Here is a 13,894-nt window from a genome sequence, read left to right on the forward strand (position 1 = left end):
GTTTGTCCTTGTGGGCGCCCGTTTGGACCGGCGCCCGGTGGCTCAGAAACCCATGCCGTAAGGGTCGTTGCCCGCCAGTTCCGCGTTGCTGCCGCCTTCGGCCAGGCGGATCTTCAGGGCCAGGCCATCGCGTGAATCGGACTTGTTGAGCGCTTCTTCCAACTCCACGCGGCCTTCCTTGTACAGCCGGTAGAGCGACTGGTCGAAGGTCTGCATGCCTTCCTGCAGGCTGCGATCCATCGCTTCCTTGATCTCGTGGGTCTGGCCACGGCGGATCATGTCGCGGATCAGCGGGGTGTTCAGCAGCACCTCGGCGGCCGGAATGCGCCGGCCATCCTTGCCGATCACCAGGCGCTGGCTGATCACCGCGCGCAGGTTCAGCGCCAGGTTCATCAACACGTTCTTGTGCGCCGATTCGGGGAAGAAGTTGAGGATGCGTTCCAGTGTCTGGTCGGCGTTGTTGGAGTGCAGCGTGGCCAGGCACAGGTGGCCGGTTTCGGAGAACGCGATCGCCGCTTCCATGGTGTCGGTGTCGCGGATCTCGCCGATCATGATCACGTCCGGCGCCTCGCGCATCGCGTTCTTCAGCGCCTCGTGGTAGCTGTGCGTATCCAGCCCCACCTCGCGCTGGTTGACGATGGATTTCTTGTGCCGGTGCAGGTACTCGATCGGATCCTCGATGGTGAGGATGTGGCCGGACGAGTTGCTGTTGCGCTGGTCGAGCATCGCCGCCAGCGTGGTTGACTTGCCCGAGCCGGTGGCGCCCACCACCAGGATCAGGCCGCGCGGCTCCATGATCAGGTCGCGGAAAATCGACGGCAGCTGCAGCTGGTCGATGCTGGGGATCTCGCTCTTGATCGCGCGAATCACCATGCCCACTTCGCCGCGCTGCTTGAACACGTTGATGCGGAAACGGCCGGCGTCCTTCACCGCCAGCGCCATGTTCAGTTCCAGGTCGCGCTCGAACTGCGGCACCTGGCCTTCGTCCATCAGCGAATAGGCGATTTTCTTGACCATGCCGTTGGGCAGGCCGGTATTGCCCAAGGGGTAAAGCTTGCCCTCCACCTTGATGTTCACGGGGGCGCCTGTCGACAGGAACATGTCGGACGCGCCCTTGTCTACCATGAGCTTCAGGAAGTAACCGATGTCCACGTATGACCCCTGTAACAGTGTGCGTTGCAATGAAGGATTATGCCTGCACACAATACGCTTCAAAACTCGATTAGGAATGTGATGGTGCACATCTTTTTCCAGCCGGCGCGGGCCTCCCGCCGACTTTTTGCGATGGCGACCGCCCTGGGCGTGGCGCTGATTATTGGCGGTTGCGCCAGCGTGCCGCCACCGGACAATGCGATGAACCTGGCGCAGAACCAGTTGCAGGCCGCACGCGACGCCGATGCGGCCGATTACGCGCCGGTCGACCTGGGGTTTGCGCAGGACAAGTTCCAGCAGGCACAGAACGCGATGGCGCAGCGCAAATATGCCGACGCCGCCAATCTGGCCGATGAATCGCGGGCCGACGCCGAACTGGCCAGGGCCAAGGCACGACTGGGCGCGGCGCGCGCGCAGATCCAGGCCAAGGTGCAGGAGAACGCCCGACTGCGCCAACAGGGTGAGCAGGATGCGTCATCCCCTGCCCCGGCGGAGAACGACTACGCACCCACCGGGAACGCCGCCCCGCAACTCGACGACATGCCGGCACCGGCGGCTTCGGCACTCACCACACCGGCGCCGGGCGAAGGTTTTCAGACCGTACCCAGCACCCCGGCCCAACCCGACCAGACTCCCGATCCCACTGCACAGGGGAGCCAGCCATGAAACGTTTCCCGACCCTTTTCGCCGGCGCACTGCTGGCACTGGCTGGCGCACAAGCCGTGCATGCGGCGCAGGACGACATCGACGTCAACCGCCTCAACAACAGCCTCGATCAACTGGCCAACGATCCCACGTTGGGCAATTACGCCCAGGCCGAACAGGGACGCGCCCACGATGCGATCAACCGGCTGGCCCAGGCGCGTTCGCGCGATCGCGCGCACGAGTTGTATCTGGCCGAGCGCCGGGTGGACCTGGCCAAGGCCGCGGCGCAGTTGCAGGATGCCCAGCTCAAGCTGACCCAGCTCGATCGCGAGCACGACCAGATCCTGCTCGACAACAGCCGCCGCGAAGCCGACCGGGCACGCCGCGAGCTGGAGCGCCAGCGCATGCAGTACCAGATGGCGCAGGAAGAAACCGCCCGTCTGCAACAGCAGGGCGAAGCGTATTCGCAGGCTGCCGAGCAGGCCCGCAACGAAGCCGCAAAAGCCAAGCGGCTCGCCGCCGCCCAGAGCAAGGTCGCCAGGGCCGCACGGCGTGAAGCCGAGCTGGCGACCAAGGTGGCCAAGGCGATGCGTTCACAGATGCAAAGCGGCGACGAAGCACCCGCGGCCACCCCGGCACCGAAACCGAAGAAGCCGTAAATCGCGACGTCGGTTTCCCGCGAGCACCCCCTCTCCTCGCAGGGAGAGGGGGCTATCCGGTGTCCTCGAAGTAGGTCCGTAGCGCCAACGCACCGCAAAGTCCGAAGCGACCCTGACCTCCTCTCCCCCTTGGGGAGAGGACACAGGAGAGGGGCCGGTGCTTGCGAAAATGCCCAAAAATACGGGCACCCGACAGCCCGAAGACCGCGCCACGCCAAGCCCCGTCATCCACTTCCGGGGCCACCTCCAAGCTGAACGCAAAAGCCTGTTTCGACAGGTTTTTTCTTTTAATTTGACCGCGTTCAAACAAGCCATGAAACCAGCTTGCTAACCCCCTCGGGCCGGTGTAGGGTCAAAGTCCCATGGGCACCCTGACCCATGGGTCACTGACCTGAATTCATGCCCATCAGCGTTCACATCCCCACCCGCGATTCCGGAGTCCCGGCGCGGGTCGTTGGTGCGCGCATGCATTCATACGTCTGCGGGCGACCGCAACCAGGCGCCCGCCAGCCCACTCGCGAGGAGGTCGGATCATGTTTGAAAACCAGCAGCGTGACGATGTCGAGGCTTTGATGAAGGCGGATGCCGAATTCCGCCGGCTCTATCAACGGCACAAGCAACTCGACAGCAAAGTCCACGATGCCGACATCGGCGTACTCCCCATCGACAACCTCACCCTCAACAGCATGAAGAAGGAAAAGTTGCAGGCCAAGGCTCGGCTCGAACGGATGTGGGAAAGTCGCAGAACCCTCACGCATTAACCTGCCCGGTTTGACATGACACGCGGCCCCGGCCTCCTTCGAAAGACGGATGCCGGGGCCGCCGCCGTTCTGGCACCACGCGCGCACCGGAATCGCCCATCTGCTCGGCTATCATTGGCGTCTGTCACGCGGCGCATGGCGCCCGACCCCTTCTTGCAACGGAGCAACCATGACGATTCACCAAAGTGTCCTGGAACTGATCGGAAACACCCCGATGGTGCGCACGCAGCACCTCGACACGGGGGTCTGCGAGCTGTTCCTGAAGCTGGAGAACGCGAACCCCGGCGGCTCGGTGAAGGACCGCATCGGCCTTTCGATGATCGAAGGCGCCGAACGCGCGGGCAAGATCAAGCCCGGCGACACCCTGGTGGAAGGCACCGCTGGCAATACCGGCCTCGGCCTTGCGCTGGTGGCGCAGCAAAAGGGCTACCGGCTGGTGCTGGTGGTACCCGACAAGATGAGCCGCGAGAAGATTTTCAACCTCAAGGCGATGGGCGCCGAAGTGGTGCTGACCCGCTCGGACGTGGCCAAGGGCCATCCCGAGTATTACCAGGACATGGCCGAGCGGATCGCCAACGAAACGCCCGGTGCCTACTTCATCAACCAGTTCGGCAACCCGGATAACCCCGCCACGCACATCCAGTCGACCGGCCCGGAGATCCTCGCCCAGATGGATGGCAAGGTGGACGCCATCGTGGTCGGCTGCGGCTCCTCCGGCACCCTGACCGGCCTGTCGCAGTATTTCGCCGAACACTCGCCGGCCACCGAGATCATCCTGGCCGATCCGGTCGGCTCGATCCTCTGCCAGTACATCAATGAAGGCACGCTCTCGACCAAATCCGCCAGCTGGATGGTCGAGGGCATCGGCGAGGACTTCCTGCCGCTGATCAGCGATTTCTCCCGCGTGCGCAAGGCCTATGCGATTGCCGACAAGGAAAGCTTCCTCACAGCGCGCGAATTGCTGGCGAAGGAAGGCGTGCTGGGTGGTTCATCCACCGGCACGCTGGTCGCCGCCGCGCTGAAATACTGCCGCGAGCAGACCGAGCCGAAGCGTGTGGTGACGCTGGTCTGCGACACCGGCAACAAATACCTGTCCAAGATGTACAACGACTACTGGATGCTCGACAACGGCTTCCTGGAGCGCAAGCAGCACGGCGACCTGCGCGACCTGCTGCTGCGCCCCTATGCCGAGCGCGACACGGTGGTGATCGGCCCCAACGAACTGCTGGTCACCGCCTACACCCGCATGAAACTCTACGACGTGTCGCAGTTGCCGGTGATGGATGGCGACAAGCTGGTGGGCATCGTCGACGAGTCGGATGTGCTGATGCACGTCCACACCGACGAGACCCGCTTCCGCGATCCTGTCTCCGTGGCGATGATCAGCGACCTGCACATGCTGGACATGCGCGAACCGATTACCGCGCTGTTGCCGGTATTCGAGCGTGGGCACGTGGCCATCGTGGTCGACGGCGACGATTTCCTGGGCCTGATCACGCGCATCGATCTGCTGAATTACCTGCGCCGCAAGGTCAACTGACCACTTCCGGCGCGTCACCGCGACCCGCCGCCAACCAATCCAAAAGGATTTCTCCGATGTGTGGAATTGTTGCTGCCGTTGCCCAGCGCGATGTGGCGCCATTGCTGATCGTTGGCCTGAAGGCACTGGAATATCGCGGATATGACTCGTCCGGCCTGGCCGTGCTGGCCGGTGGCGATATCCAGCGCGTGCGCGCCAAGGGCAAGGTGCGCGAGATGGAAGCGCTTTACCTGGCCGCCCCCCTGCCCGGCGGCACCGGCATTGCGCACACGCGCTGGGCCACCCATGGCGTGCCCAGCCAGGCCAACGCCCATCCGCACATCGCCGGCCACGTGGCAATCGTGCACAACGGCATCATCGAGAACTACGCCAGCCTGCGCGCCGAGTTGCAGCAGGCCGGCCACGTGTTCACCTCGGAAACCGATACCGAGGTGATGGCCGCGCTGATCGACCGTCAACTGAGCAGCGGACTGAAACTGCGTGACGCCGTGCTGGCTACCGTGCGCGAACTGGAAGGCGCCTACGCCATCGCCGTGGTCAGCAGCAAAGAGCCCGACCGCGTGGTCGGCGCCCGCCGCGGCGCACCGCTGCTGGTGGGCCTGGGCATTGGCGAGAATTTCCTGGGCTCGGACGCGCAGGCGTTGATCCAGGTGACCAACAAGATCATCTACCTCGACGAAGGCGACGTGGTCGAGATCACCCGCGACAGCGTGCAGATCTGCGGCCTAGACGGCCAGTCGGTCGAGCGCGCCATGCACGAAAGCGAGCTGTCCGCCGATGCGGTCGAGCGTGGCGAGTACCGCCACTACATGCAGAAGGAAATCTTCGAGCAGCCGCGCGCCGTGGCCGACACGCTGGAGGCGCGGCTGGGGCCGCACGGCGTGCTGCCCAACATCTTCGGCATCGAGAGCGACGAACTGCTGCGCCGCACGCGCGGCGTGCACATCATCGCCTGCGGCACCAGCTACCACGCCGGCCTCGTCGCCAAATACTGGATCGAGGAATTCGCCCACCTGCCGGTGAGCGTCGAAGTAGCCAGCGAATACCGCTACCGCGACGCGGTGGTGCCGCCGGACACCTTGCTGGTCGCCATTTCGCAATCGGGCGAAACCGCCGACACGCTGGCGGCGCTGCGCGAGTCGACCCGCCGCGGCTATCTCGGCACGCTGGTGATCTGCAACGTGCCCGAGTCGTCACTGGTGCGCGAGGCGGATCTGAAATTGATGACCCGCGCCGGCCCGGAAATCGGCGTGGCCTCGACCAAGGCCTTCACCACCCAGCTCGCCGCATTGGCGCTGTTCGCGCTGGAACTGGCGCAACGCAACGGCATGGACCCGGCGCGTCATGCGCAACTGTGCGCCGAGCTGCAACACCTGCCGCGCGCCATCGAGGACGCCCTGAAACTGGAGCCGGCCATCGTCGAACTGGCGGCCGAATTCATCCATCGCCAGCACGCCCTGTTCCTGGGCCGCGGCGCGCATTACCCGGTGGCGCTGGAGGGCTCGCTGAAGCTCAAGGAAATCTCCTACATCCACGCCGAGGCCTACCCGGCCGGCGAGCTCAAGCACGGCCCGCTGGCGCTGGTCGACGAGAAGATGCCGGTGGTGGCGGTGGCGCCGAACGGCCCGCTGCTGGACAAACTGAAATCCAACCTGCAGGAAGTGCGTGCCCGCGGCGGCCGTCTGATCGTGTTCGCCGACGGCGCGGCCGGCATGGACGACATGACCGAAAACGGCGCCACCTTGCGCGTGGCTTCCGGTGGCAGCTTCATCGCGCCGATCGTGTTCACCGTACCGCTGCAGTTGCTGGCCTACCACGTGGCCGTGCTGCGCGGCACCGACGTGGACCAGCCGCGCAACCTGGCCAAATCGGTGACGGTGGAATAAGCCGGACGGACCTGCGCGGGCGGCAGCACGCCGCCCGTCTCAGGAGCTGCACGAAAGCATCGAGCATCCCGCCTTGTGCCGCGCCCAGTCAGGGCGTTTCTGCGCGAACGCCTCGCGCCCCGGCTGGTCGTCGTAAGGCCGCCGCATCACGTCGAGCAGTTCTTGGATGCCGCTGGCATCACCGGCTTGCGCCCGGTCGATCACGTTCTGCACCAGGTAATTGCGCAGGACGTAGCGGGGATTGGCCGCGCGCATGCGCTCGCGGCGCTGGGCGACGGTTTGCGGATCGGTGGCCAGGCGCTCGACATAACGCTTCAGCCACTCGTCCAGCGCCGGCTCCGCGTCGCGCCGCTTCGAGGCGTCGTAGAACGCGTCGTCCATGGGCGCCAGCGTGGGCGCGTCAGGGTCGATGTCGCTCAATCCGCGAAACCACAGCGTCATGTCCACTTCCGCCCGCGCCATCAGCGTGTGCAGCGACTGCATCAACGCCACGTCCTCGTCGCGGCATTCGACCAGGCCCAGCTTGGTCGCGATGTTGGCGCGGTCGGCCGCGGCATACGCGGCGGCGTAGCGATCCAGCCCGGCCTGCAAGGGTTCGACACCCGAAAACAGCGGCGCCAGCGCGCCGGCCAGCCGGCTCAGGTTCCACCACGCCACGTCCGGTTGCTGGCCGAAGCGGTAACGGCGACGCTGCGCGTCGGTGGTGTTGGGCGTCCAGTCCGGATCGAAGTTGTCGATCCAGCCGTAGGGGCCGTAATCGATGGTGAGACCCAGGATGGACATGTTGTCGGTGTTCATCACGCCGTGCACGAAACCCACCCGCATCCAGTGCGCTACCATGCGCGCGGTGCGTTCGCACACCTGACCGAACCATTCGCCGTACAGCGCCTCGCCCTCCCCGCCAAGCTCGGGAAAATCGCGGCGGATGGTGAAGTCGACCAGTTGCCGCAGCAACGCGTCATCGCCTCGCGACGTCGGCAATTCGAAGTTGCCGAAACGGATGAACGAGGGTGCCACACGGCACACGATGGCACCCGGTTCCGGCGCAGCATGGCCGTCGTAGAACATGTCGCGCAGTACCGGCTCACCGGTGTCGATCAGGCTGAGCGCGCGTGTGGTCGGCACGCCCAGGTGATGCATGGCCTCGCTGCACAGGAATTCGCGGATCGACGAACGCAACACGGCGCGCCCGTCCGCACCGCGCGAATACGGCGTGCGTCCGGCACCTTTCAACTGCACTTCCCAGCGCTCGCCGGCCGCATTGATCACCTCGCCCAGCGAGATCGCGCGCCCATCCCCCAACTGGCCGGCCCAGTTGCCGAACTGGTGGCCGCCGTAATTAGCCGCGAACGGCTGCATGCCCGGCAAGAGCGCGTTGCCGCCGAATACCCGCGCGAAAGCCAGCGTGGTGATGTCCGTCGCGCGGATACCCAGCAGGGCCGCGGTTTCTGCCGAATACGCCAGCAACCGCGGCGCGGCCACCGGCGTGGGCTCGACCAGCGAATACAGCGCGCCTTCCACCTGGCGCAAGCCCGCGCCCCGCTCGGGGTCGGCGGGCAATTCGCGGACAAACGCATTGTCGAAACGCAGCTTGAGCATGCGGAGGCCGATCGGCAGGAGAGACCCATCCTATATCCGGTCGGCGACGATGCCTTGCAAGGCGTCGTCACATGCCGCGAGCCGTAACGCCCATGCGGCTATAGTCCGCCACACCGACATCTGCGGAAACGCCCATGCCCGATACGCCCAGCCTCAACGCCGACGCCCTGCCCGAGGACGCCTCGTACATCGCCGACACCACGCGCTGGGTGGAGCGCGCCGTGATCGGCTTGAACCTCTGCCCATTCGCCCGTGCCCCACACGTGCAGGGCAAGCTGCGCATGCGCGTCAGCCATGCACGCGACACCGACGCGCTGCTCGATGATCTCTGCGGCGAACTGCAATCGCTGAACGCGCTGACGCCCGAAGAGTGCGAAACCGGCCTGCTGATCCATCCTTACGTGCTCACCGATTTCCTGGATTACAACGACTTCCTCGACGTGGCGGATGCGGCATTGCAGACGCTGGGGCTGGAAGGCATATGGCAGGTCGCCAGCTTCCATCCGGACTACCAGTTTGCCGACAGCAGCCCCGACGACATCACCAATTTCAGCAACCGCTCGCCCTGGCCCACGCTGCACCTGCTGCGTGAGGCGAGCGTGGAGCGGGCGATGGAATCGATGAGTGACACCGATGCCATCTACCGCAACAACATCGCCACCCTGGAGCGGCTGGGCCACGCGGGCTGGCAGGCGCTGTGGCGCGACGACAAAGACTGAACGCAACGCGCCATCGCGCAAGGCGCGTGACTTTCGGCAGGCGGCCCTTTTCAGCGCGGTTCTATAATCGAAGCATGCGCGAGAGCGCGCGCCGATCATGGAACCGTGATGCCCAAGATGATGAAGGCGCTGGTCAAGCGCAAGCCCGAACAGGGCATCTGGATGGAAGAAGTCCCAGTGCCGGAGGTCGGCCCGAACGAGGTGCTGATCAAGATCGAGAAAACCGCGATCTGCGGCACCGACCTGCACATCTACAAGTGGGATGAGTGGAGCCAGCGCACGATCAAGCCCGGCCTCACCATCGGCCATGAATTCGTGGGACGCATCGTGGAGATCGGCCCCGGCGTCACCGGCTACAAGATCGGCGACCGGGTCTCGGCCGAAGGCCACATCGTCTGCGGCCACTGCCGCAACTGCCGCGCCGGCCGCCAGCATCTGTGCCCGCACACCGTCGGCATCGGCGTGAACCGCAACGGCGCGTTCGCCGAATACATGAGCATGCCCGCCTCCAACCTGTGGCCGATCCCCGACCAGATTTCGTCCGAACTGGCCGCGTTCTTCGACCCCTACGGCAACGCCGCGCATTGCGCGCTGGAGTTCGACCTGATCGGTGAGGACGTGCTGATCACCGGTGCCGGCCCCATCGGCATCATTGCCGCCGGCATCTGCAAGCACGTGGGCGCGCGCAACGTGGTGGTCTCCGACGTCAACGACTACCGGCTGAAACTCGCCGCCGACATGGGCGCCACGCGGGTGGTCAACGTGGCCAACCAGTCGCTGGGCGACGTGGTGAAGGACCTGCACATCGAAGGCTTCGACGTGGGCCTGGAGGTGAGCGGCAACCCGCGCGCGTTCAACGACATGCTCGACTGCATGTACCACGGCGGCAAGATCGCCATGCTCGGCATCATGCCGCGCGGCGCCGGCATCGACTGGGACAAGGTGATCTTCAAGGGCCTCACCCTGCAAGGCATCTACGGCCGCAGGATGTACGAGACCTGGTACAAGATGACGCAAATGGTGCTGACCGGCTTTCCGCTGCAGAAAGTGCTGACCCATCAGATCGCCATCGACGATTTCCAGCGCGGCTTTGACCTGATGGATGCGGGCCAGTGCGGCAAGATCGTCTGCTCCTGGAGCTGAACGATTGCGACGCATCACCGGCACCCGCATTACGGTATCTGCGTAAACTTCCCGTAGCCGGTCGCCACCGGCCGCAAGGAAGGCCCGGCAGGCTGTTGCCGGCCCATGACGCCACCGGAAAGTTCGCATGAATGCCCTTCGCTCCATGGCAGGTGCCCACCTGGCGACAACCCGCGACAAGACACGGCAGCTGTACCAGTCGCATCGCGCGCGCAAGATCGCGCTGATCGCCGCCATCGTGCTGGTGGTGTTCGGCCTGCTGGGTTTCCTCGCCGCGCCGCCGATTATCCGCGGCCAGATCGAGAAGCGCGCCAGCACTGCCCTGTCACGGCCGGTGACGCTGAGCGCGGTGCACTTCAACCCGTTCACCTTGCGCCTGCAGCTGGACCAGCTGCACATCGCCGACCACGACGGCCGCGCGCCCTTTGTGGACGTCGACGAAGCCGTGATCAACGTCTCGTGGACCTCGCTGTTCCGCCGCGCGCCGGTGCTGGACGAGCTGCGCCTGCAGCACCCGCGGATCCACATCGTGCGCACTGCCGACGGGCGCTTCAACTTCACCGACCTGCTGGAACGCTACGCTTCCGAGCCCGCGGACCCAAAGGCGCCACCGGCGCGCTTCTCGCTCTCCAACATCGGCGTGCACGCGGGTGACATCCAGTTCGATGACCAGCTGACCAAGGCCAGCCACCACGTCGAGCAACTGGAGCTGGGCATTCCCTTCATCGCCAACCTGCCCAGCGACACCGACGTGTTTGTGCAGCCGCTGTTGTCACTGCGGGTGGACGGCAGCCCGTTGCGCATCGACGGCCACACCAAGCCCTTCACGGATACCCGCGAAGCAGTGATGCACTTCCAACTCGACCAGCTGGACCTGCCGCGCTACCTGACCTACGTTCCCGTGCCACTGCCGGTGGCCGTGCCCAAGGGGCGGCTCAGCGGCGACCTGGAGCTGCATTTCGCGCAAACCAAGCCGACGCCCCAACTCCAACTGACCGGACACCTGCAACTGGACGACTTCGCGCTCGCCAGCAATCACGGCGAGCCGATCCTCGAACTCGGCCACGGCCGCGTCGAGCTGGCCGACGTGCAACCGCTGCTTTCGCGCTACCACCTGGGTGCGCTGCAACTGGACCGTGCGCAGTTGCACTACACCCAAGGTGCCAACGGTCACAGCAACTTCGACAGCCTGACCACCAACTCAGCACCAGCCGCGCCCGACGCGACGCCGACCGATCTGCGCATCGCCTCGCTGGCGCTGGCTGGCAGCACCATCCGCTACACCGACGCCGCCAGGCACAAGCTTGATCTGGATGACCTGCATGGCGCGCTGCAGGGCCTGAGCCTGCAACCTGCTCCCGCCGGCCGGATCGATCTGGCCGCCCGGCTCGGCGGCGGCACGTTGTCGACCAAGGGCACGCTGGATCTGGCCGCCGGCCGGCTGGCCGCCCGACTCGGCCTCAAGCAGGTGGACGTGGCCCCGTTGCAAGCCATGGCACCGCCCATGGCCGCTCAGGTCACCAAGGGCAAGCTCGACGCCGACGGTCAGTTGCAGCTCGACTGGGGCAAGACGTTCAACGTGCACCTAGCCGACGCGCACGCCACGGTAAGCGACTTCGCGCTTGAAGCACCGTCGAAGGAACACGGCACGCCGCTGGCCTGGGGCAAACTGCAGGCGGAACTGCGCCTGCTCGACCTGGCCAGCCGCCAGGCGCAATTGGGCACGGTCACCGTCAGCAAGCTCGACCTGAAACTGCAGCGGCAGCACAACGGCGACCTCAGCTTGCTGGAACTGCTGGCAGCACCGGCCGGCCAGCGAAAGGCCGCTGTCGCGGCAGAACACGACCAGCCCTGGCACTGGAGCATCGCCCACCTCGGTCTCGATGATGGCGCGCTCGCCTTCACCGACTTCGCCGCCGGCGCCAAGCCGGTCAGCCTGCAGATGAAGTCGCTCAAGGGCAGCATCGACAACCTGGACGACAAGCTGGGCGACGCACGTCCGTTCAAGCTGCAGGGCGCCATCGATCGCGGCACGTTCGCCGCCTCCGGCAAGCTGCGGCCCTCGCCCTTGGGCGCCGATCTGCAACTGCAAACCAGGCGGCTGGACATCGCCCGCTTCGAGCCGTACATCAGCGTGCCGCTGAACGTGACCGTGGCCGCCGCCCGGCTCACCAGCAACGGCAAGCTGCATTACGACGGTCGCGGCGATACGCCAAAGCTGCGCTACCAAGGCAACGCCGCGCTGGAACGCGTGCGCGTGCAGGACAAGCTCACCGATGACGACTTCCTGCGCTGGCGCACGCTCAGCGCCGTGAACCTCGACGCCAGGGTCGGCGAGGACGCTCCACGCATACACATCGGCGCCCTCGCGCTCACCTCGTTCTACGCCCGCATGATCGTCAACGCGGACGGCAAGTTGAACCTGGCCGACGTGGTTGCCTCACCCGAAGCCGCGCCGGTGTCGGTCACCCGCGCCGCCGGCACCACGCCGGCCACGCCGACACCACTGCCGCAAGCTCCCGCCGCCACGTCGACCGCGACAGTCGCCACCTCCGCGCCAGCCACGCCTCCGCCCGACATCCATATCGGCGACATCACCCTGGTCAACGGCCAACTCAACTACACCGACAACTTCATCAAGCCCAACTACACCGCCAACCTCACCAAGCTCACCGGCAGGATCGGCGCATTCGGCACCACCCCCGGCGATCCGCCGGCCGCGCTGTCGGTGCAGGCGGCGCTGGACGACGATTCGCCGGTGGACATCGACGGCAGCATCAACCCGCTGCAACCAGTGGCCTTCCTGGACATCAAGGGCAAGGCCAACGAGGTCGAACTGACCCGTCTCGCCGCCTACTCCACCCGCTACACCGGCTATCCGATCACCGCCGGCAAGCTCAACGTGGACGTCCACTACATGCTGGACAACCGCAAGCTCAAGGCTGACAACCACATCTTCATCACCCAGCTCACCTTCGGCGCGCGCGACGAAAGCCCGGGCATCAAGCACATGCCGGTGAAGCTGGCGGTGGCCTTGCTCAAGGACACCCAGGGCAACATCGACGTGAACGTGCCGGTGTCCGGCTCACTGGACGATCCGCAATTCAGCATGGGCGGGCTGATCTGGCGCGCCATCGGCAACCTGATCGCCAAGGCCGCCACCGCCCCGTTCCGCCTGCTGGCCGGCGCCTTCGGCGGCAGCGACGAAGACCTCGGTTATGTCGAGTTCGCGCCGGGCTCGGCCGTACTCGATACGGCGGCGCAAGCACGCCTGGGCAAGATCGTGACCCTGCTGCAACAGAAACCATCGCTCAAGCTCGGCATCATCGGCCGGGTCGACCCAAGCAAGGATCAGGACGGCTTGCGCAAGGTCACGGTGGAAAACCTGGTGCGCCGCGAAAAGTTGCTGAACACCGAAGGCAAGGACGCCGACACGTCCGACGCCGCATTGGCGGCAGTCAACGTCACCCCCGACGAGTACGGAAAATACCTGCGCCGCGCCTATCGCCATGACGATCTGCAGGACAAGCCGCGCAACTTTCTCGGCCTGAAAAAGTCGCTCGAACCCGACGAAATGCGCAGCCTGATGGAAACCGATGTGCCAGTGGACGCCAAGGCCATGCGCGCGCTGGCCGAGCGCCGCGCCGCAGCCGTGCAAACGTGGCTGAAGGGCAAGCTGGACGATGCACGCGTATCACTGCAGCAACCGCAGCTCGACGCCAATGGCATCGACGACAAGGGCAAGAGCACGCGCGCGGATTTCAGCCTGAAGCAATAGCGCCCCGCACAC

The 13,894-nt window shown here is 65.5% G+C and carries 10 protein-coding genes; 8 read left to right on the plus strand and 2 right to left on the minus strand.

Annotated elements, in window-relative coordinates; all coding sequences use genetic code 11:
• Nucleotides 1-42: 42 nt before the first annotated feature.
• Nucleotides 43-1,152 (minus strand): PilT/PilU family type 4a pilus ATPase, encoded by a 1,110-nt coding sequence (locus ASD68_RS04555; RefSeq protein WP_056079296.1) that lies wholly within the window; start codon nucleotides 1,150-1,152, stop codon nucleotides 43-45.
• Nucleotides 1,153-1,284: 132 nt separating this feature from the next.
• On the opposite strand from ASD68_RS04555, the gene ASD68_RS04560 reads away from it, so the two are divergent.
• The 5 genes from ASD68_RS04560 (at nucleotide 1,285) to glmS (ending at nucleotide 6,643) form a co-directional block, all read left to right on the plus strand.
• Nucleotides 1,285-1,818, plus strand: coding sequence for a DUF4398 domain-containing protein (locus tag ASD68_RS04560; protein WP_235578631.1), 534 nt, complete (start codon nucleotides 1,285-1,287; stop codon nucleotides 1,816-1,818).
• Entirely contained in the window at nucleotides 1,815-2,456 is a 642-nt protein-coding gene (locus ASD68_RS04565; protein WP_056079299.1) for a hypothetical protein, read from the plus strand. The genes ASD68_RS04560 and ASD68_RS04565 overlap by 4 nt, the downstream gene beginning before the upstream one ends.
• Before the next feature lie 533 nt (nucleotides 2,457-2,989).
• Entirely contained in the window at nucleotides 2,990-3,217 is a 228-nt protein-coding gene (locus ASD68_RS04570; protein WP_007081045.1) for a YdcH family protein, read from the plus strand.
• Nucleotides 3,218-3,386: 169 nt separating this feature from the next.
• Nucleotides 3,387-4,757, plus strand: a complete 1,371-nt coding sequence (locus tag ASD68_RS04575; RefSeq protein ID WP_056603915.1) for a pyridoxal-phosphate dependent enzyme — start codon at nucleotides 3,387-3,389, stop codon at nucleotides 4,755-4,757.
• 56 nt (nucleotides 4,758-4,813) lie between these two features.
• Nucleotides 4,814-6,643, plus strand: coding sequence for a glutamine--fructose-6-phosphate transaminase (isomerizing) (gene glmS / locus ASD68_RS04580; RefSeq protein ID WP_056603918.1), 1,830 nt, complete (start codon nucleotides 4,814-4,816; stop codon nucleotides 6,641-6,643).
• Nucleotides 6,644-6,682: 39 nt separating this feature from the next.
• Here the strand turns inward: glmS and ASD68_RS04585 are convergent, their stop codons facing one another.
• Nucleotides 6,683-8,242, minus strand: a complete 1,560-nt coding sequence (locus ASD68_RS04585) for a YdiU family protein (protein ID WP_056603919.1) — start codon at nucleotides 8,240-8,242, stop codon at nucleotides 6,683-6,685.
• A 134-nt stretch (nucleotides 8,243-8,376) separates the two neighbouring features.
• On the opposite strand from ASD68_RS04585, the gene ASD68_RS04590 reads away from it, so the two are divergent.
• From ASD68_RS04590 to ASD68_RS04600, 3 genes are all read left to right on the plus strand, one after another.
• Nucleotides 8,377-8,961, plus strand: coding sequence for a DUF1415 domain-containing protein (locus ASD68_RS04590; RefSeq protein ID WP_056603922.1), 585 nt, complete (start codon nucleotides 8,377-8,379; stop codon nucleotides 8,959-8,961).
• 120 nt (nucleotides 8,962-9,081) lie between these two features.
• Entirely contained in the window at nucleotides 9,082-10,104 is a 1,023-nt protein-coding gene (gene tdh / locus ASD68_RS04595) for an L-threonine 3-dehydrogenase (protein WP_056605179.1), read from the plus strand.
• A gap of 127 nt (nucleotides 10,105-10,231) precedes the next feature.
• Nucleotides 10,232-13,882: a DUF748 domain-containing protein gene (locus ASD68_RS04600; protein ID WP_056603925.1), complete on the plus strand. Its 3,651-nt coding sequence runs from the start codon at nucleotides 10,232-10,234 to the stop codon at nucleotides 13,880-13,882.
• Nucleotides 13,883-13,894 lie beyond the last annotated feature (12 nt).

The organism is Rhodanobacter sp. Root627, from assembly GCF_001427835.1.
GTDB lineage: Bacteria > Pseudomonadota > Gammaproteobacteria > Xanthomonadales > Rhodanobacteraceae > Rhodanobacter > Rhodanobacter ginsenosidimutans.